The sequence below is a fragment of the Actinoplanes sp. TBRC 11911 genome (assembly GCF_012933445.1).
In the GTDB taxonomy this organism is placed as follows: Bacteria; Actinomycetota; Actinomycetes; order Mycobacteriales; family Micromonosporaceae; genus Actinoplanes.
The window spans coordinates 88,469-109,359 of record NZ_JABBNC010000033.1 but is presented as its reverse complement, the minus strand read 5'-3'; the positions used below and the strand labels follow the sequence as shown (position 1 = coordinate 109,359).

Genomic DNA, 20,891 nt, shown 5'->3' with positions numbered 1-20,891 from the left:
CGCAAGCCGGGACCCGTTGAGATCCTCGCCGACGGCGGACCGTCGGCGCTGGCTGCAACTGGGCCAGCAGCGGCAGCGCGAACGACCCGTTGAGATCCTCGCCGACGGCGGACCGTCGGCGCTGGGCCCGCTCGCACGGTAACGACGTCGGGATCCAGGTCGTTGAGATCCTCGCCGACGGCGGACCGTCGGCGCTGGCGCCGACGAGGTGCCCGAAGTCGCGGTTGAACGGCAGGACGTTGAGATCCTCGCCGACGGCGGACCGTCGGCGCTGGACGGCGGTCTCCGCGCGCAGGGCACCCCCGCGTGGATGTTGAGATCCTCGCCGACGGCGGACCGTCGGCGCTGGCCCGTTGCAGATGGCGCTGATGACCGCGCAGCCCGCGTTGAGATCCTCGCCGACGGCGGACCGTCGGCGCTGGGCCAGGCGCAGGGTTTCCTGAGGGCTCTTCTCGATCTCGTTGAGATCCTCGCCGACAGCGGACCGTCGGCGCTGGTCTCTGGTCCTCTGAGGACCGGGATGGGGTCCTAGCTGTTGAGATCCTCGCCGACGGCGGACCGTCGGCGCTGGACCCGTAGAGCTTGGCGGTGGCGAAGCGGTTGGTGGAGTTGAGATCCTCGCCGACGGCGGACCGTCGGCGCTGGCGGCTGCTCATGGAGCGCCAGGCGTTCCGGACCAGCGTTGAGATCCTCGCCGACGGCGGACCGTCGGCGCTGGGTTTCCGCCTCAAAATCCATGTCGAGGCTGAGCTTAAGTTGAGATCCTCGCCGACGGCGGACCGTCGGCGCTGGTCTGCCCGTGCCACCGTCAGTAGCCCCACCAGTCGTTGAGATCCTCGCCGACGGCGGACCGTCGGCGCTGGCCTCATGCGCGCCTACTGGGCCGCACACAAGCGCTCCGGTTGAGATCCTCGCCGACGGCGGACCGTCGGCGCTGGGCTTCGCGAGCAGCAACATCGTGCCATGGTGGGGTTTCTGTGCGCCGCCATGGAGATTTGATGACCGTTTTGCATCCATTGTGGGGCAGGAACCTCCCGCGATTCCGGGTCGTGCTTGGGGTTCCTTGATCATCAAAGAATGTGGTCGCCGTGGTGGGGGGCAAGTTTGGCTTGTCCGAGCCGTTCGACGGTTTGCAGGGTGCCCTGGGTAAGTCGGTACAGGCGGATGTCGTCGACGGTGTGGTCGATGGCGTCGATGAGCTTTTGTTTCAGTGTGGGTAGTTGGGCTGCGGTGCAGGTTACTTCGAAGACGGATTTCTGTACTCGGATGCCGTAGCCTTCGCAGATTTTCGCGACGCGTCGGAGCCGACGTTGTCCGGCTGGGGTGGTGGTGTCGACGTCGTAGGTGAGCAGGTATTCCATTAGGCGGGGTTCCAGGGGGTGTAGGTCGTAGCGTCGCCGCGTAGGTGGCGGGCGAGTAGCCGGGCCTGTATCAGCGGCAGTATCGAGGCGGCGACAACGCGTCCGAGTTGCCGGTGAGGCCAGGTGCGCGCGCGGCCTTCGCTCCAGAGGGTGAGGAAGGCCCGTCTTCCGTCCTCGTTGAGTTCGTGTGCTCCGCCGGGGTGTTGGGTGAAATGTGTGGGTTGTAGTTGGCGTCGGTTGATGGCGGTGAAGACGAGCCGGTCAACGAGCAGGTGGCGCATTTCTTCCATGAGGTCGAGTGCTAGTGCGGGTTTACCGGGCCGGATTCCAAGCGGGTAGCCGATGTAGGGGTCGAGGCCGACGTGTTCGAGGGCGCCGTGGACTGCGACGCGCAGCATGCCGTATCCGAATGACAGCGCGGCGTTGACAGGGTCGGTGGGTGGCCGGCTGATCCGGTGGCGGGGTGCGCTGATGTCGGCGTGTTCGACGATCAGGTGCCGCCAGGTGGCGACGTAGCGTTTCGCGGCCTGGCCTTCGATGCCGAGGATGACGTTGATGTTGTTGGTCGCGGGCAGGCTGATCACGTCGTCGGCGATCGCTGTAGCGGTGCTACGTAGTGTTTCCAGCCGTGTCCCGGAGGCGTCGGCTGCGGCCTTGAGCAGCAGCTGGCGGGTGTTCTGCAGTTTCCCGGCGACGATGGTGCGACAGATTGCCAGGCGGCGGTCCTGGTCGCGTAGGGCGTCGTGTTGGGCTACTCGTAGCAGCGGATTGCCGGCTTGCGGGCCGACTATCCGGGCACGGAACCGGCCGTTGCCGGACAGCCAGGTGACGGTGCGCTGGTCGGCGGCGCATCGGTGGAGGAAGTCGTCGGTGATGCTCACTCCGCCGAATGCGACCACGTGGTCGATGCGGATCAGCGGTAGCCGTTTGGGTCCGGTTTCGGGGTGGTAGACCCGCACGGCGTCGTTGTCTAGATGCAGGCTGGAGCCGGGTGTCATCACGTACAGAGTGTTCTTGATGATCTCAGGCATTCCAGGTTCCCAGAGGTCGCGGCGTGAACAGGTCGGTGGGGTCGTGCAGAGCCTGGGGCAGGCAGTCGTCGAGCAGTGAGCAGCGCCGGCAGCGACGGTCGGCCACCGGGGCGGGTAGCTGCGGGGCGAGCAGCACCGTGCGGAGTTCGCCGACGATACGGGTGATCGTGTCGATGAGTTCGGCGGTGAGCTCGACGCGGTGGCGGTGGCGGCGGCGGCGGTCGGCGTGAGTGAAGACCTGCGCGTACGGGACGTCGAGCTCGAGCGTTTCGCGTACGCACAGCGCTTGCGTCGCGGCTTGTAGATCGGCCGGGCCGCCCGCCTGGTAGGCGCCGATCTTGTGTTCGACGGGCACGGCGGTGCCGTGGCCGATTTCCACGACGTCGCAGCGGCCGTACAGACCCAGCGATCGGCTGTAGACGGGCACGGCGTAGTGCTGGCGGCTGCCGGGCGTGGCCGTGGCCCGAATTCCGGGCCGGTCTACTCGTTCGTGGGCAAGATGGCCCCGGACGGTGTTCACGTCGTCGGTGAAGACACCATCGACATGGATGAGCGCGGCCTGACGGGGACAGTACGCGTAGTGCTCCAGCGCGGAGATGGGGATGCGGGAGGCGTTGTCGTCCCCGTCGGGCCACCAGGTCATCGGGCGTGCCTACTGGTGCACGGGGTCGAAGGTGACGCCGGCGGGCAAGTCGCTCTGGTCGATGTTGATTTTGTAGTCGGTGAAGGTGCGGGGGGTGCCGACGCCGGTTACGCGTTCGATACGGAGCCGGTCGATGAGGGGCTGGGCGGGGGCGTTACCGAAGGCGTCGCTGTGGCTGTACACATACAGGCCGCGCAGGGTCATGATGCCACGGGTGGCGGTGCGGTCGTGGTCGAACATGAATTGCAGGGTGCGGTACAGGGTGGTGAGGTCGTCGCTGGTGATGCCGGTCTTGCGGGCGAGGGCGGCGGAGTAGTGGAACTGAGCGCGGTAAAGGCCGTAGGGCACGGTCCATTTGCTGCCCATCTCTGTTTTCTCGCCGTTGTCGATGTCCTGTTGCCGGGTTTGGGTGACCCGGGTGATGGCGTGGGCGACGGGTAGGACGGGGTCGAGGGACCTGGCCATGCCGAATTGCAGGGGGCCGCGGATTTGGCCGAGGGCTTTGGTCTCGCCAGTAGACAAGACGGCACCGAACAGGCGTACGTCGACGTAGCGGTGGCACAGCCACCCGCGGGCTGCTTCGGCCTGTTCTGCGCTGATTTTCTTCGTGCCCAGGGTGATGTCGGTGGCTTTGTAGGACTCGGCGGTGCGGGTGTTGAGGGCGTGGCCGGCCTCGACGAAGATTTGGTAGCGGTTGGGGTCGTGGCCGAGGTTCTCGGCGGTCAAGCCGATGCTGTCGCGGATCTTGCGTTTGATGGCGACGTCGGTGACCAGCCCGTGGCCGGTGGCTTCGTCGACGCGGGGTCTGTTTCCGCCGTCGGGGTCGCCGTTGGGATTGCCGTCGGTTACGTCGAAGAAGATGACGCCGTCGTGGCGTACGTCCGGGTTGGTGGTTTCGGGTTTCATTGCTGTGCGGTCCCTTCGCTGGCGAGGTCGTCGGTGTCGGTGGTGAGTGCTTCGGTGGGGATTTCGGGGGCTTTGCCGGCCTGCGCCATGCGGATGTCGTGGGCTTGCTGGTGGAAGTAGCCGAGGACGAACCAGGACTGGCTCTCTGCGTCGGCGAGGGGCTGCACTGGCCGGTCTAGGCGGTCCTGCAGCTCGCGGATCCGGGCGCGGAAGCGGGCTGCGGCGCGGCGGGCCCGCTCTGCCTGGGTCAGCACAGCAGTGTCTTTGCTGTCCGGCCGTGCTGCGGCGTCGAGTTTCTTGAGCCAGGCGGGATACATCTGCAGGCCTTGGACCAGGGCGACGCGGGGATTGGCGACCGCCCCGGCGAAGTAGCGGTGAAAGAAGGAGGTGTTGGGCATGTCGTCGCGGCCGAAGGCGCGCAGTTGCAGGGATTCGAGGACGGCGAATAGTCGTCCGTACAGGTAGGCGGGGTTGTCTTCTTTCTCGTCGAGCACGGCGTCGGGTCCCTCTCCGGTTCGGTGTGGGTGTCGGTTCAATGCGACCCGAAGAAGCGCCGCGCGAGGGCCGTCGATGTGCAGGTCGGTGCGCACTCGCCGGACGACGTGGGCGAGCAGGTATGGGCCGACCGTCCCGCCGTGCAGTGCGGTGTGCAGCAGCGCGTGGGCAATGTCGTCGGGACGATCCGCTGCCTTGTCCCCCATCGGGATGTAGCGGCCTTGGCGAGGGTTGTCTGCCGTCTGCCACTGCCCGGCGCACAGGGCGAGAAGCCAAATCGGGTAGCCCGTCGGGTCGTGTTGGCCGCGGCCGACGATGCACAGGTCGCGGAACCAATCGTCGACGTGGTCTTCGGCCTCGGCCAACGGCATCTGCAGCCAGTGGTGCACTACCAGCCTGGCCACGTTGCCGGAGATCGTCATCGAGCAGAACTGGTGTGGTCCTGGCCGGCGGTGTTTACGGCCCTCGGTGAGCGAGCGCAGGTATTCCCTGATGGCGTCAGGCCGTCTGTCCAGTAGAGCGATCGTCTGGCTGTCACCACCGTCGGTCACCCACCAGGCCAGCCGAGTTCGCTGCTTCGCATAGCTGAACGTATATTTGTCGTCAGACAAGATGGTGTGCAGGTTCGCGACGGCGGCTTGACCGCAGCCGACGCAGATCGGCGAGTTCGACAGACCTTCGGTGAAGTCAAACGTGTGGATACGCCGGTTGGCCGACACTAGCGCGATTTCCTGCTCCGCGCCCGGGACCAATGCCTTGGGCAATGCCTGCGGCATGCGATCGAGCAAGGTGCCAACCTGCCCACAGATCAGGCATACGCCGCGCCGGCCGGCGCCCGAGGCCGCGGTCCCGGTCTTGCGTTGCTGCACGACCGTCGCCCACGTCGACCAAAGGGAGTCACAGTCGGTGACTTGTAGGCCATCCACCACGATGATCATGAGATCTTTCGAGGTCCACTTGCTCTCGGTGGGCGGCTGTGGTCTGGTGCCAGATTCATAGAACGCTGTGACAGCCTGTGCGGCAGGTTCGTCAGGGTAGCTGTCACGCCAGCATCGGCACAGCTGCACGAATGCGGTGTGAGCGGCCGCTACCCGAGCCGGTTTCGACTTTTCGTCCGCCCAGCCGAGCACGTACTGCAGGTCGTCGGCGCCGAGGCTCGGCGCGAGCCCGGAGGTGCGCCCGCTATTGGGTACCAGCGTCTCTCGGCCGAACCTCGTGGACTGCTGGGAGACGTCAACGAGATCTACCAGGTAGGACTGGCCGGTGTTGCTGTCGATGTTCAGTTCCCATCGCACGACCCGGTTGCGGCTGTACGGGCGGACCTCGGCGTCCTGATCCTCCCTGGCTTGTCGGAACGTGACGAGTTGATGCAGCATCAGGCGACTCCCGCAACGAAATCTCCGGCGCCAGGGATGCCCTGCGCGGGAACATGGAGCACGCCGCGTTCGAGCCGGGCGGTAAAGAAGTCGAATCGCGCCGGCGGCCCGTAGTGAACGCGGTGCAGCATGACGCCCAGGTCCATGGACTCGGCGATCGGTGCGCGCTGGTCGGGTGCGAAGAACTCCGCGGGAAACTCCCGCGCCCCAAGAAACGGCCGTTGATAGCAGGCGCCTCGGTTCACCCGGCGACGGAACTGATCCCGGTAGGCGGCCTCCGGCTTGTCCGCGTGCACTGCCAACTCGATGTGGGCGTGGATGCGGTACTCCACATCGCGCAGGCATAGCGCACTGCGCTGATCACGGTTAGCGACCGTGTCGACCCTTTTGCCCTTCCCGACGGCGTCGGCGAGGCTGGGCAGGTCATGGGTCTCGTTACGACGCAACATAAATTGCTCGACCGGGCGCAGAACCTCGATCCGCACCGGAACCCAGCGAAACTCTGGTTTCCAGAAGATCGCCTCCAGCACGCCCACCGCAGCGGTCGGCGTCATCACTGGATAGCTGACACGCTCTACTCGCAGCTCCGGGCGGGTGAACAACGCGGCGTCGCCGCGTACCTGCACGACAACGGGCGGCCGGGCACGACTCTGTGGGGCACTCACACCGGTTCTCTCCTTTCACTTTCCCTGGCCAATGAGGGTCTTGATGGTTGGTAAGGCTGCCAGTCAAAGGGGCGAAATCCTCCAGTTGGGGTAGTCACCGAACGCGACCGCCAGCAAGAGGCCGCCTCGTCCAGGACGCGGCGTCAGCCGCAACGCTGGCGATCGCCCATGAAATCCGCGGGTTGGACCCGCCTGTCATGCCACACAGTTAAGATCCCCAGAGCGTCCTCGAAGACGACCCCGCTAAGTCCCTCTGTGAAGGGCCTCGCATCATCCTGCGGTTCTGTGTCGCATGAGGGTCGCACCGGATGTACGTTCCTGATGACCTTCACCGGGTCATACAATGAAATCGTCCCCAGTGGGCTCGACCACCAGGCCGTAGCCTTCGTCATATCGGCCTTCCCACACCCGCAGATCACCTACCACCTCGCGCAGCAGAGGCGCGGTCTCGGGACGCTGCGCTGTCCTGCGACGCATCGTGGTCAGGTACGGCTGCAGAGAGCGCAACGCCGACGTATCCGGGTGCGAGCCGCGCAACCTGGCCAGACAGTCCGCGATCGTGGCGGCAGCCGCCGGATCTGCGTACGGCACCACCACCGGCACCGTGTCCTCGACGATCATCCGGAACGCCCGTTCCAGGTCGCGTCGATTGGAATCGTCATTGACAAGCGGTCCGTCGGCCACGGCCTTGAAGTCCCGGCGAGCCCGATTGCGCCGGATGGTGTCGCTTGCGCCGCCACGCCTCTCCACTCCCAGCGTTCGATACAGATCCCGGTAATAGGCAGCCAAAGCCTCAACATTGTCAGGATCGGCCTTGTCCGGGCCGAAGTAGACAGCAGCCTTGTCGATCTGCGTTCGGTACGACGGTGGCATCCCCCCGTCGACAGGATCGAAGATGACCACCAGGCCCCCGAGATCACCGAGCTGGCCCTCCCGATTGCACCGCCCGGCGACCTGAGCAATCGAATCCGGCGGCGCGACCGCACGGAACGCGACAGGAAAATCAAGGTCAACGCCCGCCTCGACCAACGACGTACTAACCAACAACAGCGGCTTCTCGTTGTCGAGCAGATCCTTGACTCTCTCGAGCACCCGCTGACGGTGGGCCGGGCACATACCCGTCGACAGGTGCAACACCTCGTGGCCCACCACGCTGCGGGCCAGCAGGAAAGCGCTCCGCGCGTCCTTGACGGTGTTGACCACCATCAGTGCCTGGCGATTCGCGGCCGCCGCCGTGACCACCTGCTCCAAGGTGGGGCGTCGCCCCGGCCACCAACGAAACTCCACCCGGCGGCACTCCGAGAAAAACGCCGCCGCGTTCGGCATGATCTCGCGCGGCGCGGGTAGCTTCGCGAACGGGCCGAACTGCTGAAGCTCCGGCTGGGTTGCCGACGACAACACGAACGTCACACCGAAGCGCTGCGACAGAACCCGGATCGCATCCGCGACCTGCGGGAGTAGCCGATGCGGCAAAGCCTGCACCTCGTCCAGCACGATCACCGAGTTCGCCAACCGGTGCAGTTTCCGCATCCGTGACGCCGTCCGCCCGAACAGCGACTCGAACAACTGCACCGTCGTAGTCACCACGAAAGGGGCATCCCAGTTTTCGGCCGCGGCACGCCACCACAAGGCGTGCCGAGCCGCCGAGCCGCTCTCAAACTCGACCTGACTGTGCTGCTCCAGCACCACAGGTTGCGCCGCACGGTCCTCGGGATCAAGTAGCCGGCGATACACCGCCGCGTTCTGCTCAGTGATCGTGATGAACGGAACCGCCACAATCACCCTGCGGAGACCACGCGTTGCGGCATGCCGCAACGCGAACCCCGCTGCCGCGATCGTCTTCGCCGTTCCCGTCGGGGCCGTCAACCGGAAAATGCTGCTCCCGCTGTCGGCAGCGTCCATCGCCGCGTCGAACAGCCGTGCACGCCGACCGTCCATCGGGCCTTTTTTCGGCCTCTCCGACAGGAATACATCGCGGCGAGTAAGAAACCGGTCCAACAGCAACGGCGCATCCAAGCCGGCGCCGACGCGAGCCGCAGTGGCATCTCGATGCGCCTGGGTGTCGAGGACATCGGCGTCCACGAGACACGAGAACAAGAAACGGATCAAGAAATCCGCCGTCATCGCATCGGCTCCATCGGCAAACTCCAGCGGTAACGATGGAAGACCGCTGAACAACTCCGGAACAAGGGGACGCAGCCGCCGCTCAGCATCAGCCCACGGCCCACACCGCAGCCGATCCTCGGCGTCCTCGTCGTCTCCGAAGAGACGATCAAGCTCGCTCTGACACGACAATCCGCCGTGGTGACCGGCGATCACCCACTCCGCAGGCTCCAGACCGTGCCTGCGAGCCAGCTGAACCCCGAACGACTTGTGGTCGAGCCCAACGCGACCTCCCGTAGGCTCGACCAGGAGAAGCTTTTGCTGCCAATCGCACCACGCCTTACCACCGTCATGGGCCAGACCCGTCCATTCGGCCAGGTCACCAAGTCCGAACGGTTCAGCAAACGACTGTGCCAACCGGCCCATACCACGCAGATGATCCTCAAGCCGATGACGTGTACCCAACAGGTTCGCACTATGCGCCCACACACCCGCTCCTCGTAGGAAAGCTCGGCGCCGGCACAGGTGATGCGAACCCCGGCCGGTAAACAATGACGGCGCACAGCAAAACAGAGAGGTACGACAAGAACCGACCCATCAATCCGATCTGTTTGCTACTTGACACTGCCCAATGGAAGCCGAGGGCGAAATCGCCAGCGGCGGCAGGCATGGTGCTGATCGCCGGCGGCCGGGGCGAGCTGGTGCGCGTTGACCAGCCGCCGGCGCCCTGCGCGATCTGGTGTGGGGACAGCCGTACGGACATGGCTTCGACTCCGCAGGCGTACGCAATATCGACGTGGCGTTCTAGGACCCCACGCGCCTGGATGGGAAACGCAACGAGGAGGCGACCGCCGAGCTCACCCGCCGGACTCCCGCCGTGCCTTGGGATGCGCTCAATCAGGCTGCGATACACACCGTCCATCACCGCTTCGGCGGCGACCCGGTCGAGTCGTTCACCTCGATCACTGAGGTGGTCGCGAGTTGGCCGGAAACCGGCACCGCTGTCGCCGCCCGCCTTAGCCACGACGACACCATCGAACTATGCGCCCCGCACGGCCTCGATGACTGCTCGCCGGCATCTGGCGTCGCAACCCGCCCGCGTCAGCCTCAGCGAATCCCGTGCCCGGCTCGCCAGGAGCGATGGCCAGGTGTCAACGTTATTCCGCTCAGCTGACCCCGCGATCCGTCAACCGCGAAGAGTGAGCAACGCGGCGTTATCCTCCGGTGCGGTCCGTGACATGGAACGGAGTCCCAGTTAGGGCTGCGCCGACTGGCGTGTCGGACCAGCCGTTGATCACTTCTGGGTCCACGGCGAGATCGAGCAGCTGGATCACCTCGGCGAGTGGCGGCGTTGCCGGAAGTTCGCAATCCAGGACCCATTCCAGGTCAGGATCGGTCTTACCCACATCGACCCAACGCCGCGGTGGGGCATCGCTCGGCGATGCGCCAGAGCACTTGCATGGCGGCCGATCCGATCTGCCGGGACCAGGCGAAGTCGCCGGTCGGGCCGTCGAGCGCGTCGACGAGAGTTTCCTTGATGTCGTCCTTACAGATCAGCGGGAGACCCATTGCTTCGGCCACGGCCGTGGCCAGGGTGGTCTTGCCGACCGCAGTTGCCCCGGAGACAACAATGATCAGCCGGCCGCTCACGGTGCTGCCGCGGTCACGGGCGATCGGGACGGCGACCTCATCGCGGCGACACCGGTCGAGGTTGGGCCGGTCGATGCAGGATCCGCAGATCCCACCCGGTCGGATCGTCGTCTGCTGCGGTGAGGCTCGGAATGAAGGCGTCAGCGGCGGGCCTGCCGGCCTGTTCCCACTGCTGTAGCCACCCGTGCAGCGCGTGCAAGGACGGGGACTGGGGGCTGTCGGCGAGAATGACGCCGTCGGTCTGTATCACAGCGGCCGAGTTCGGTGTGGTGTGGCCGATGCCGCGCATGTCCGCGCGTAGCGACACCATGCTCAGTTGCGGGTTTGCCTTGGCAGCGGTGTAGGCGTTCCACGACCGCCAGTCGAGCGGAACATGTGCGTAAGCGCGGCCGCCCGTGGCCGGCGGTGATGGTGGCGATGACGGTCGTGGACGGCAGTGCCGCGACCGGCAGGCAGGCGACCAGCCGCCCGCCGGGCGCCAGTTGGTCAATCCAGGATGTGGGGAGCCGTGGTGGTGTGCATTCTCCGAACTTCGATGATCTTGGATCGGCAGAGGTGGCACAGTTACTCCAGACTGAAGGCCCATTCGTCCCACGCCCATGGGCGATCCTCGAACAATGCACCCGACCGTTGCCGTGCAGCGGCTTCCGTGTCAGGGCTGAGACCCGTTGGATCAAGACTGGCCGCTCCCCCGAAGGATCTCGGTAGCATGCGCGCAAGCCGAAAGTACTCTGCGAAGGGGCGGACATGCGGATCTTCCCACCCAAGCCGGATGAGGAGGTACGCTAAAAGCGGTCCAATTGCCGGCGACCCCGTACATGCGAAATCATTGCCAACGAGGCACAAGAGTTGATCGGGTGACCCATCTGGCAAGTTCGTCAGCCGACCGAACTGGACAGACTTCCATTCGATACACGTGTCAGCGACACAAACTAGATCGATGAATTCGCGTGCATGTGCAGCGCAATCCCTACCACCGCCGGTTACGTACTCGTTGATCTTCTCAACAGCCGATTGGGCGCTAGCCCAGACATGCGAATGCGCAAGCACGCCATAGACGATGGGGCTAATTAGCTCACGGAAGGGCGTTCCCGTCCGCGGTGCACACATACGTGCAATCTCGGCCGCAGTCTGAGTAGCTTCCTTAACATGTGCAGCCGTAAGCGTTAATTTGCATTCGAATGCGGCCGCGACACCGGACGTCACATAGAGCTTCTTGTCGAGCAGTTTCTTAGGATAGCCGGGACGAAGGACTACCACGTCTATCTGCCTACTGGCCGTACCGTCATGCGCGAGTATTCGCCCCTTCGTACGCACCTCATAGTTGGCAGGCAACCACTCTCGAAGAAGTTGGGCCCAGTTCTCCTCGCCTTCATCGCCCGCCGTACCGGGATCCTCTAAGGCTCGCGACCGGATTCTGTCGTACTCGCTTGCCATTTCACTGGTTGTCTGCGTGATCCACGTATCGAGCTCATGGGTACGGCGCAACTGATCCACCCCGACATCCTACAGGTAAGCGTCTCGGCAGCGCGGCGGCCCGGTGAGATCAATAAATGCGGAAAAGCCACGCCCTGGACAGAGGATAATTCGCAACTGATTCATCAGGCGGGGGTCTCTAGCGCCAACTCCGAAGCATTCGCAGCAAGGGACTCGACATCGTCGATGATGGCACGAACAGATTGGTAACGTGCCGCATGGTCAAGCACAGTGCACTTATCCACGATCGCGCGAGCCGCGCCCGCACAGGCGTTGATGTGCTTGCGCCCGGAGAAAATGAACGACAACACGAAGCCGATTGCATAAATCTCGTTAAGAGCGTTGTACTCCTTGAAACTTCGAATAGTGGGGTCCAGAATCGTTCCGCGCAGTTCAGATTCGGTCTGGGTCAGGCTTGAGCCACGCTCTTTCAGCAGACCGAAGTCTGCAAGCTTCACTACACCGGCCACCCCGTCATACTGCTTGACCAATACGTTCCTGTAGCTGACATCCCGATGCAGATGACCCTTGGAGTGGAGGTAATTCAGACCATAGAGAAACTGAAGCGCGATCCGCTTACGAATCCCGAAGGTGAGCTTCTTATTGTTTGCGAATATATAATCATCAAGGGTGGCGTCACAGTATTCCATCGTGTACTCGTTGCTATCGGCGTTATAGCGGTACACCTCCAGAACATAAGGGAAGCGGAGGGCTTTGAGCATCTCGAATTCTTGACGGAACCGAATCAAGTCTTTTTCTTCAAGGTTGCGCTTGGCCCGCTTCAGCGCGAAGTATTTGCCATACTCTGGATCCGCATACCGATATACGATCGCGAACGCGCCCTGACCGACCATCTTAAGCTTCACACTTTTCCATCGATCCGGTATGTGCATCACGGTCTCAGGAAGCAGGAAGACTGGCTCGTACCTCATCAAGTCAATTCGGGGAAAGTCTTCTGGTATCTCACTCCCATACGACTCGGAGAGGAAAGCCTTACAATCAGAAATGACTTGCGTGTAATATTCATGTACTTTTAGGTCGAGCCCGAGGCGCCGGAGTATCGCGCGGCAGTCCCGAATCTCATCGATCACAGCGAGGAGCTCGCGACTCTCGTTTGCGTTGAAGTGCCGATTGGTACGCGCCTTGGCGTTCATGAACTCGAACAAGGCGTTAAGTCGCTCATGCAGGTTTGCAAAGACCGACGCGGTCGGAGCTTGTTCGGGATACAACCTTAGGTAGGCAGGACTAACCTGCACTCCCGCGTATTTGCCCAAGAGGTCTTGAAGCATCATTTCCTCAGGAGTGGCCACCTGAAGTCCTCCACAGCATCGTCGACACCGCAATAGATCACAGCTAACTCAGGGCACGGCGCAGAGCGCAACCCTACCGAATCGGCGGGACAGGGCTGGAGAACCCGAGAGGGTCACCTCATGACGGCGCCGGCGGCTCGATCAATGGCTGACTCGCCTCGTCAACATCGGTTGGTGTGTTGAGCACGGTCCAGTCGCGGCAGTCTGGGTGTGTGGTGCGATGCTGGCGTGCCCAGAGGCTGGCATCAAGTTCGCGTCGGCGAGGAGGAACGGCGGCGAGTTGTAGGCGACGCAGCGGGTGGAGGTTGGTGGGCAGCGCTGCGACGTCTGATGAACGGAGCCGAGGGTGGTCGACAATGAGTGTCCCGTCGCTCATGGTGACCAGGGCTCGGTACTGGCGAAGGTCGTTTGGGCCGTCGGGTTGGAACTGGGTCTCGTCGGGGCGGCTAGGGCGGAGGATGTGTCGCCCGTCGGGGGCGAGGTGATCGAGAAACCATTCGATGAAGGCTGTGCGTACTGGCCCGTATGTCGGGTCGTGGCGGTCGACTGCCCGGGCCCGGCGTACGACGTCGGCAAGGGTGCTTGAGTCGACCGCGAAGAATGTCGCCGGATCGCGGGGGACCTGCCATTGCGTCCAGGTCGGCCGCGTGTCGGGTGACGTGGCAGGCCGTGGCAGGCGTGGTGCTTGTTCCAGGAACGTGGTGTCGATACCAGCTTGGGCGAAGTGCTTGCGGAGCCAAGACTGCTGGAAGTCGTTGGCGGTCTGCCAGGTGTATACGAGTCCGTCGTACTCGCCGATTGGCTGGGGTTGGTCGGCGCCGGGCAGGTTGTGGCAAACGTCGGCAATGAGCCGGATCTCGGCGAGGTGCCCATCTGGATGTCTTGCCCTGTCGGGCTTCGACGCTAGGGCCCGGATCTCGATCATCGCGGCTGACAGCAATACTGCGATGGCCGCGCGACGCTGATCGCGTGACCATCCGTTGCGCGACCTCCGGCGTATATGCACCACGGAACGGTAGCTCTCGCCGGAAGGCAAGGACGCAGGCACCACGCGATCTCCAGGGGAGGCCCAGGCCGGGTCGGGTCCGCATAGATCGCGGGCGGGAGGCAGGGCTCGCCGATAAGGTCATGCGGTGACCGGTCGACGAGCCGATGGCCGGGAAATCCGCAGAGCGATGGAGTCGAGGACATCGCCCTGCTCATCCTGGAGTGGCTCGCGGAACAAGGCGTCGATGCCATGCTGAGGATCGACGCTGAGCGTCTTGCCGAACGCCGGCCGGCCTGGACGTTCGCCGCGAGTGGTGGACCGCTGAGCGCTGGAATGCGTTCCGACGGAGCCACCGCTGGCGAGTGCCTTTCGCGGGCCGTCGCTCGGCTGCGCGAACTTGACATAGACGTTCCTTATTAGTTCTGGCGGCACGATCTGGTCGTGACTCAACGAAGCTGTCCCGGATCTACTCGTAGGCCGGGCATGCCAATCGGGGTGGAGCCAGGGCGGTTGCGGATGGTGCGGTCCAGGCCCGTCAGCTTGTGTTCGGCTGCCGCGAGGCTGACGGTGAGCCCCTCGACCTCGCCGTGCCACCCGTTGGCCTTGGCCTCGCTGATCCGTTCGGTGAGGTTGCGGATGATCTCTGTGAGGCGCCGTCGCTGGCTAGGATCGACGCGAAGCATCGGACACCGGACGCAGGCATGTTCGTGAGCGCACGGCGTGCCATACGGCCGGCCGCAGGTGCCAAGTTCGATCTTGCGCAGGTGGAAGTGCTGCTGAAACTCGGTCCACTCAGCCTCCGACGGCTCTCGGTACTCGTGGGTGGGGCGCATGGCTCGGCGTCGGTCGACGAAGGCCCGATAGCTTCGGATGAGATCGTCCTGGTAGACCGCCGTGTACACCTGCGTGGTGCCGACGTCCGCATGGCCGAGGAGCTTCGCGGCGATGTGGATGGGTAGGCCACCGGTGACGGCTTCGGTGGCGAACATCCGCCTGAAATCATGCGGGGTGTAGTGCAACGGCTGGCCGGCCGTATCCGTGATGCCGGAGCGCCCCAACGTATTGATGAGAAGGTGACGGACCAGCTCCGGGTGCAGTACGTCTGACCGCCAGCCGTTGCGGTGCCGGAACCCGTCACGATGCTGGAACAGATGCGGCAACTCCGGTCTGGTCACGCGTTCGTAGCCGTCGAACCGGGCAACGAGAGGAACGGCGCCATCGGAGTCCCGGATCCGACCGATGATCGCGGCTAGCACACTGGCCAGCTCAGGGGTGACAAAAAGCAGCCGCTCTTCATTGCTCTTGGACGGCACGATCTGCAGCAGAGGGATCACTTCCCCGGTGTCGGCCAGTCGGTGGGAGACGATGGCGAGCTGGGTCAGCTCTAACATCTCCTCGATCCGGATCCCGGTGTGCCGAAGTGTCTCGATGACCGCCCAGGCCCAGAACGCCTCGTCTTCAGCGACAGTGAGGTTGATCAGCTCGGCGGTCGTAAGGTCCTCGACGAACAGATGAGACCGTCGACGGCCGTGCACTCGCGAGATGTCGCGGCTGATCCGCTGGTAGCTGACCTCGGCGCACCGGAAGGTCGCGCCGATCGCCGTCCGACAGGCGGCTTCGAGCAGAGCGGCTCGATCTCGTTTCCATTGTTCGGCCGCGTCGACAAGTCGTTGCAGATGGGGAAGGCGTTCGCGGATGCGCTGGTGCGTGGCCGCCGTCGCTTTACCCCGCCGGGTTGATCCCTCGATGTCGATCCGACGTACCGGGCTGGGGAACACCCATTCCACCCACGACGGGTCGGCCAGTGCCCACTCGGCGATGTCGAGGTAGAAGGCCCGCACGATCATGAAGACGTCCCAGCGGCGGCGAGTCTCGCGACCAGGGACCGGGGCGCGGACGCGGTCCTTCCACGCCTGCGCGACATCGCTGGGCAGATTGGTGGTGGCCAACTCGGGATGATGCTGTTCGATGTCCGCCCAGAACTGGCCGACCAGCATCCGAGCCATCCCGCTGAACGTGGTGTAGTCCAGGCCGGGCCGCCGCTCGTCGAGGTATCGAATCAGCAGCGCCCGAACTCGCTCGTTCTCGATCTGATACTGGTCGACCAGTTGGGCGCTCGTTAGCTGCCCGGGCAGCATCTCCGCCCGCAGGGTCGTGCCCGAGGGGAACACACCGATGTCGACGAGCATCTGCCACGCGGCATGGCAGCCGTCGACGGTGCGGTCCCGCGACCGGCGTTTAGCCGCCTCCTGAAAGTGGAGCATGTCAGCGATCGTCAGATCACTCAGCTCAACCCCGAGATGGATGACCATCATCGTGAGCACGTTGAAGGCTCGCCGGGCCTGTTGCTCGGTGACGCCCCGGCCCTGGGCCAGGCCCTCTATACGCGCAAACAGTTCCGCACTGACCTCGGTTCGCATCTCGCGGAACAGCGAGTTGGGGTTGTACGTGGTGAGGAAGACGTAGCTGGGCTTGACCAAGCGAAGCCGGATGAGGCATCCCAATCCGCGGGTCAGTTCCTGGCGCGTGGTCGGGCCTCGCTTGCGGCCTGCTCCAGGGGCCATTCTCGCCACTTCGCCCCGTACAGTTCCTCGGCCCGCTGCCACCGTGCCTGCCAGCCGTCGCCCGCCAGCCGCTGAAGCCATACCATCATCCGCTCGGCGGTCCGGAGCAGGCGCCGAACATCCTTCACCGCCGTCGGCCACGTCGCGAGGCCAGGCATGGCGGCGAGCACCTGCGAGATGGCGGCCGTGTCGAGCCCACTGACCGGCCGCTTACATGGACCGGCGGCCGTCTCCGGCGCTGCGACGCCGTCCCGCGTCGGAGCCGTCACGGGCATGGTGGTGATCACCGGATACCTCCGAGGAGTACCGCAAGGTCTGCTGCGTCGTAGCCGCTCGCCACCGGCACGGGCGGCAGCTCCCGGTCCGCGCGGCGGCTGGCGAAGTGGTCCCGGACCCGGGCAAACAGTTCGTCATCGATTTGCTCAAGATAGATCTGGGTGGTCGCCAGGTTCGCGTGCCCAAGAATGGTCTGTACGTCGCGCAGCGTCAGTCGTTCGTCCCGGAGCAGCCGGATCGCGCAAGTGTGTCTCAGGTCGTGCATCGTCCAGTTGGTGCCCAGCCTCACGTTCACCCGTCGGAACACCGCGCGCAGAGCGTCGTACGACAACCGCGCGTGGGCACCTCGACGCAGGTTGACGGTCTGCCACACCGCGTCGTCGGCGCCGATGATGCCCCCGATGTCATTGAAGTAGAGGCGAAGCCAGACGAACGCGTCCGGGCTGGCCGGCAACCACTGCTGAGCTCGCGTGCCCTTGCGGATCACGCGGATCAGCCGGTGAGCGTGATCCGGACGCCGCTGTACTCGTCCTGGTCACGAATGATCTCGGCGGTAGCGGCGTCGGTGTGCAGGATCAAACCGTCGTCGAGCGTGGTGTTCGCGATCGCCTTTACCATCGCAAGCATCTGGCCGAGATCGTTCGAGACCTGTTTGCCCTGAAAGTCGACATCGCGGGTGGGTCGACGCACATCGAGAGCTGCGAGCAGCACGCCACCTTTGAGGATCAGGCGATCGGCGTAGGCGGACTCGACCAGCCGAGCGAGGAAACCCTCCAGGGCGTAGATCTGGTGCAACTCGTCCGTCGGCCGTCTGGTTCGGCGAGCAAGGTTTTGCAGATCGAGGTAGGCGCGCCCCGCGACGGTGGCGCGGGTGGCTCGTTCGGTCACAGCAGAATCTCCATCGCCTCGCGAAGCGTTCGTTCGGCTTGCGGGAAATGCCGCGCCATCGCCAACAGGTCCGAGGGCGACGACCCTCGGCGGCCGAGCCAGCGTTTCAACGCGCCGTAGACAAGCTCGGAGCCCTCGCGGTAACGGAGCCGAGCTGCGTCGATGATGCTCCGGGGCGCGTCATACAGCCCGATGGACGCATGTTCGTCGATCGGCACCGTAGTCCGCCCGATTTCAAATGTGTCGCGGTCGAATAGGTGCCAGGTCACCGGAGCAGCCACTCTAGGGCGGTAGGTGCCGCGCGGAAGAGCGACATCGATCGTCGCGGGAATCTCGTCGGTCAATCCATGACGCGCCAATGCGCTGGTCAGACAAAGCGTGGCCAAGGGTGCGCGTCTTGCGATATCCAGCAAATCGACGTCGGCAAGGCCGGCGTCCGTTTCCGCCCGGCGGAACAGCCCGCGGCCGACCACCTCGATGACGCCGCCATCCCTCAGCCGATACAGCTGACGCTCGGTCAGCCCGCCTCGTCGCGCGTCCGAGTACGTGAAGGTGACAGGCAGCCCGAGCAGGGCCTCGTCACCCGGAGAACTATGCCAAGTCACGTAGGAAAGTCTACACACCTACTGGCAACCTGTAACTATTTTCCTACACAACCTATGAGGTGAAGAGCGCGCGAGCACCCGAAGCCTTTCCAAGCCGACTCAGGGCGAGTGTTCGGTGTCGAGCGTGTGCGCACGTGTGGATCCGCTGGGTGTGCGCGACGCTCGCGTACGGTGAAGCGCGATGACGTCGACGCGTGAACCCGATGAGCTGCCTACCGACTGGTGGACCGCAGCGGACTGTGCCGCGTACCTCGGTATCACTCGCAGTACGTGGGCGGCGTATGTCGCGCGGCAGCAGGCGCCGGCATCGGAGCGCATGTTCGGTCGTTCGCCGGCCTGGCGGCCAACGACCGTGAAGACCTGGGCCGCCCGCCGACCCCGCCGGGGGAAGTAAGTCCCTCTTGGCGTCATCCTCCACGCCCTTACCAAGTACAGCACTGGCGCTGTACTGGCGGCTCGCGAGTACAGCACCCGAGCTGTACTCGCGGAACACTGACGGAGGTGGTGCTGGATGAGCGCGCACGCGCATCATGACGGCGAGATCGCGTGGTCAGACCCATGTGGAGGCTGAGCCGAAATGCCGACGGCGACCCCCAGGCGGAACACTGGGACGAACAGGGTCCGCCGTTCGGAACCAACTTGATGGGTTCTCAAGAAATTCAGGATCGGCTGAGAGTCTCAGCGACCAAGTTCGAGCAGCTAAGCCGACACGACAACTTCCCGACCCCGTTGGCCTATCTCAACGCCGGCCGAGTATGGCTAACCGCCGACATCGACCGGTGGATCACCGCAAATCCACGAGCCTCCCACTCCACTGAACACGAAAGGTGTTGGGGGTCCGGGGGTCACCCCCGGCGTGGGGTCTGGGGGCTCGGCCCCCAGGAATAACGCGCGAGCGATAAGGTTTGCGCTCTCCGCAAACAGACCCCACCCTCGGTCGTGCCCCCGGCAGGATTCGAACCTGCGCTTTCGCCTCCGGAGGGCGACGCTCTATCCCCTGAGCTACGGGGGCTCAGTGGTTCAGAAGCCTAGCAGGCCCCCGGAGAGCGTCGCCAACCGGTTAACCCTGGAGCTTCTGCAGCAGGCCGTCGATCAGGTTGAGCTCGCTCTGCTGGCCGCTGACCATCGTGCCGGCCAGCCAGTCCACGTCCTTGTTGCCGGACAGGTCCTGGGCCTCCTGGGCCATGTGGATGCCGCCCAGGTGGTGGTTGCGCATCAGCGTCAGATACTGGATGTCCAGCTGCTTGCCGGTCGCCTTGCGCAGGGCCGCCATCTGGTCGGGGGTGGCCATGCCGGGCATCAGGCCGTTGACCACCTCGCCGGCCGAGTCGGGCATCCAGGCCATCGTCGGCTGGGAGCTGGTCGGGCTGAGGTTCCACTGGCGCAGCCACGCCTGCATGTAGTTGATCTGGCCATGCTGGGTCAGGGCGATGTCACCCGCGAGGTTGACGATCTCGGGGTCGGTCGAGTTCGCGTGGGCGATCATCGACATCTCCACGGCCTGGGCGTGGTGGGTCGACATGTCGCGCAGGAAGCCGGCCTCGACCGAGGTGTCGCCGGGCTTGGTGAAGTGCGGGATCACCAGGCCGGCGCCGAGGCCGAGGACCGCGCCGACGACCAGCGCCGCGATGACCCACACCAGGCCGCGGTTGCCGCGACCCGGTGTGACGCCGTTGACCGGGGCTTCAGCAGGAGCGCCCGCGTCGGTGGAAACCGTCATATGTATCAGTTACCCGTGGTCATGCCCGGGCCGCCGGTGGAAGCCGCGGTGACCGGGCCGGTGGTGGTGTTGCCGTTGGAGCAGGCTGCTCCGGGTTCCATCGAGGCGTTGAGCCGGCCGTTCTTGATGAAGGCGTCGATGTTCTTGTCGTTAACGTCGTCGGTCTTGTATTGGTAACCCCAGACCTGCAGCGACACGTTCTTGTCGAGCCCCGTGTACGGGGACATCAACATGTACTCCTTGCCCTCGACCTTCTGGCGGAGCACGTTGATCTGGTCGGCGGGCAGGCCGGGCTTGTACGTCACCCAGACGGCGCCGTGCTCGAGGCTGTGCACGGCGTGCTCGTTGGCGATCGGCTGGTCGTAGATGTCGCCCATGCAGTTCTGCCACAGCGGATTGTGGTCGCCACCGACCGGCGGGGTGGTGGCGTACTGCAGGGTGCCGTCCTTGTGGTTCCGGGAGTCGATCTGCGGGTTCTTCTGCGCCCGGTAGTCGACCACGCCCTTGATGTCGGCCATCTTGTCTTCCCAGCCCTTGGAGCCCTGGACCGTGCCGATCACGGCGGCCACGACGATGCCGCCGGCGATGAGCACGACGATGCCGGCCACGATCCACGGGGCGAAGTTGCGCGCGGGCTTGATCGGGACGGGCGTCCGGCGGCCCTTGCCGCCCTTGCCCGTGGTGGGCGGCCGCTGGCCGGGCTTCCGGGAGGCCTGCGCACCCGCCTTTTTGCCGGCCGGGGGCTTGCCCTGACCGGACGTTCTGCCGGCCTTGACCGTGGACGGGTTCCGCTCGGGACCCGGCGTGCTCATGCTCATCGTGCCTCGTCAATTC

Annotated in this window: 20 protein-coding genes, 1 tRNA gene and 1 CRISPR repeat array (1 of these 22 cut by a window edge); of the genes, 1 reads left to right on the top strand and 20 read right to left on the bottom strand. The window is 64.7% G+C overall.

The features are described 5' to 3' along the window. Positions 1 to 938: direct repeats of the CRISPR family, unit length 37 nt; unit sequence GTTGAGATCCTCGCCGACGGCGGACCGTCGGCGCTGG (it extends 873 nt beyond the left edge of the window). Positions 939 to 1,070: 132 nt separating this feature from the next. The 7 genes from cas2 to cas3 all read right to left on the bottom strand — a co-directional run bounded on the left by cas2 (position 1,071) and on the right by cas3 (position 9,069). Next, complete coding sequence (cas2, locus tag HH310_RS33425) at positions 1,071 to 1,361, bottom strand: CRISPR-associated endonuclease Cas2 (RefSeq protein ID WP_169179706.1); 291 nt, start codon at positions 1,359 to 1,361, stop codon at positions 1,071 to 1,073. Beyond that, positions 1,361 to 2,392: a type I-C CRISPR-associated endonuclease Cas1c gene (gene cas1c, locus HH310_RS33420; RefSeq protein WP_211192927.1), complete on the bottom strand. Its 1,032-nt coding sequence runs from the start codon at positions 2,390 to 2,392 to the stop codon at positions 1,361 to 1,363. The genes cas2 and cas1c overlap by 1 nt, the downstream gene beginning before the upstream one ends. After that, positions 2,385 to 3,035: a CRISPR-associated protein Cas4 gene (gene cas4 / locus HH310_RS33415; RefSeq protein ID WP_169179705.1), complete on the bottom strand. Its 651-nt coding sequence runs from the start codon at positions 3,033 to 3,035 to the stop codon at positions 2,385 to 2,387. The genes cas1c and cas4 overlap by 8 nt, the downstream gene beginning before the upstream one ends. Before the next feature lie 9 nt (positions 3,036 to 3,044). Then, positions 3,045 to 3,941, bottom strand: coding sequence for a type I-C CRISPR-associated protein Cas7/Csd2 (gene cas7c / locus HH310_RS33410; RefSeq protein ID WP_169179704.1), 897 nt, complete (start codon positions 3,939 to 3,941; stop codon positions 3,045 to 3,047). Then, the gene (locus HH310_RS33405; protein ID WP_169179703.1) at positions 3,938 to 5,812 is read right to left on the bottom strand and encodes a type I-C CRISPR-associated protein Cas8c/Csd1; all 1,875 of its coding nucleotides are present in this window, start codon (positions 5,810 to 5,812) and stop codon (positions 3,938 to 3,940) included. The genes cas7c and HH310_RS33405 overlap by 4 nt, the downstream gene beginning before the upstream one ends. Further along, the gene (gene cas5c / locus HH310_RS33400) at positions 5,812 to 6,477 is read right to left on the bottom strand and encodes a type I-C CRISPR-associated protein Cas5c (protein WP_169179702.1); all 666 of its coding nucleotides are present in this window, start codon (positions 6,475 to 6,477) and stop codon (positions 5,812 to 5,814) included. The genes HH310_RS33405 and cas5c overlap by 1 nt, the downstream gene beginning before the upstream one ends. Before the next feature lie 336 nt (positions 6,478 to 6,813). Further along, the gene (gene cas3 / locus HH310_RS33395) at positions 6,814 to 9,069 is read right to left on the bottom strand and encodes a CRISPR-associated helicase Cas3' (protein ID WP_312034495.1); all 2,256 of its coding nucleotides are present in this window, start codon (positions 9,067 to 9,069) and stop codon (positions 6,814 to 6,816) included. Between the two features lie 331 nt (positions 9,070 to 9,400). Here cas3 and HH310_RS45915 point away from each other — a divergent pair, with 331 nt between their 5' ends. Beyond that, entirely contained in the window at positions 9,401 to 9,754 is a 354-nt protein-coding gene (locus HH310_RS45915) for a nucleotidyltransferase family protein (RefSeq protein WP_169179727.1), read from the top strand. A 224-nt stretch (positions 9,755 to 9,978) separates the two neighbouring features. Here the strand turns inward: HH310_RS45915 and HH310_RS33385 are convergent, their stop codons facing one another. From HH310_RS33385 to HH310_RS33325, 13 genes are all read right to left on the bottom strand, one after another. Further along, the gene (locus HH310_RS33385; protein ID WP_169179700.1) at positions 9,979 to 10,230 is read right to left on the bottom strand and encodes a hypothetical protein; all 252 of its coding nucleotides are present in this window, start codon (positions 10,228 to 10,230) and stop codon (positions 9,979 to 9,981) included. Between the two features lie 564 nt (positions 10,231 to 10,794). Then, positions 10,795 to 11,727: a DUF6602 domain-containing protein gene (locus HH310_RS33380; protein ID WP_312034494.1), complete on the bottom strand. Its 933-nt coding sequence runs from the start codon at positions 11,725 to 11,727 to the stop codon at positions 10,795 to 10,797. Between the two features lie 104 nt (positions 11,728 to 11,831). Then, the gene (locus HH310_RS45595; RefSeq protein WP_169179699.1) at positions 11,832 to 13,016 is read right to left on the bottom strand and encodes a protein kinase family protein; all 1,185 of its coding nucleotides are present in this window, start codon (positions 13,014 to 13,016) and stop codon (positions 11,832 to 11,834) included. 118 nt (positions 13,017 to 13,134) lie between these two features. Next, the gene (locus HH310_RS33370) at positions 13,135 to 13,941 is read right to left on the bottom strand and encodes a hypothetical protein (protein WP_211192926.1); all 807 of its coding nucleotides are present in this window, start codon (positions 13,939 to 13,941) and stop codon (positions 13,135 to 13,137) included. Between the two features lie 201 nt (positions 13,942 to 14,142). After that, entirely contained in the window at positions 14,143 to 14,454 is a 312-nt protein-coding gene (locus HH310_RS33365) for a hypothetical protein (RefSeq protein WP_169179697.1), read from the bottom strand. After that, positions 14,451 to 16,484, bottom strand: a complete 2,034-nt coding sequence (locus tag HH310_RS33360) for a tyrosine-type recombinase/integrase (RefSeq protein ID WP_169179696.1) — start codon at positions 16,482 to 16,484, stop codon at positions 14,451 to 14,453. Before HH310_RS33360 ends, HH310_RS33365 begins: the two co-directional genes overlap by 4 nt. Before the next feature lie 32 nt (positions 16,485 to 16,516). Continuing rightward, complete coding sequence (locus HH310_RS33355; protein WP_169179695.1) at positions 16,517 to 16,855, bottom strand: hypothetical protein; 339 nt, start codon at positions 16,853 to 16,855, stop codon at positions 16,517 to 16,519. After that, the gene (locus HH310_RS33350) at positions 16,852 to 17,331 is read right to left on the bottom strand and encodes a site-specific integrase (RefSeq protein WP_312034493.1); all 480 of its coding nucleotides are present in this window, start codon (positions 17,329 to 17,331) and stop codon (positions 16,852 to 16,854) included. Before HH310_RS33350 ends, HH310_RS33355 begins: the two co-directional genes overlap by 4 nt. Positions 17,332 to 17,336: 5 nt before the next feature. Continuing rightward, positions 17,337 to 17,732, bottom strand: a complete 396-nt coding sequence (locus HH310_RS33345; protein WP_169179694.1) for a nucleotidyl transferase AbiEii/AbiGii toxin family protein — start codon at positions 17,730 to 17,732, stop codon at positions 17,337 to 17,339. Next, positions 17,729 to 18,337 carry a type IV toxin-antitoxin system AbiEi family antitoxin domain-containing protein gene (locus tag HH310_RS33340; protein ID WP_312034492.1) on the bottom strand — a complete coding sequence of 203 codons (609 nt, stop codon included), beginning with the start codon at positions 18,335 to 18,337 and terminating at the stop codon, positions 17,729 to 17,731. Before HH310_RS33340 ends, HH310_RS33345 begins: the two co-directional genes overlap by 4 nt. A 940-nt stretch (positions 18,338 to 19,277) precedes the next feature. Then, a tRNA-Arg gene (locus HH310_RS33335) sits at positions 19,278 to 19,349 on the bottom strand. A 48-nt stretch (positions 19,350 to 19,397) separates the two neighbouring features. Further along, on the bottom strand, positions 19,398 to 20,057 hold the full coding sequence (locus HH310_RS33330) for a DUF305 domain-containing protein (protein WP_169179693.1): 660 nt from the start codon (positions 20,055 to 20,057) through the stop codon (positions 19,398 to 19,400). A gap of 5 nt (positions 20,058 to 20,062) precedes the next feature. After that, positions 20,063 to 20,875, bottom strand: coding sequence for a DUF3105 domain-containing protein (locus HH310_RS33325; protein ID WP_169179692.1), 813 nt, complete (start codon positions 20,873 to 20,875; stop codon positions 20,063 to 20,065). Positions 20,876 to 20,891: the final 16 nt, after the last annotated feature.

Coding starts and splice junctions, on each gene's coding strand:
- cas2 (WP_169179706.1), bottom strand. CDS start 1,361: ATGGAATACCTGCTCACCTACGACGTCGACACCACCACCCCAGCCGGA.
- cas1c (WP_211192927.1), bottom strand. CDS start 2,392: ATGCCTGAGATCATCAAGAACACTCTGTACGTGATGACACCCGGCTCC.
- cas4 (WP_169179705.1), bottom strand. CDS start 3,035: ATGACCTGGTGGCCCGACGGGGACGACAACGCCTCCCGCATCCCCATC.
- cas7c (WP_169179704.1), bottom strand. CDS start 3,941: ATGAAACCCGAAACCACCAACCCGGACGTACGCCACGACGGCGTCATC.
- HH310_RS33405 (WP_169179703.1), bottom strand. CDS start 5,812: ATGCTGCATCAACTCGTCACGTTCCGACAAGCCAGGGAGGATCAGGAC.
- HH310_RS33370 (WP_211192926.1), bottom strand. CDS start 13,941: ATGATCGAGATCCGGGCCCTAGCGTCGAAGCCCGACAGGGCAAGACAT.
- HH310_RS33330 (WP_169179693.1), bottom strand. CDS start 20,057: ATGACGGTTTCCACCGACGCGGGCGCTCCTGCTGAAGCCCCGGTCAAC.
- HH310_RS33325 (WP_169179692.1), bottom strand. CDS start 20,875: ATGAGCATGAGCACGCCGGGTCCCGAGCGGAACCCGTCCACGGTCAAG.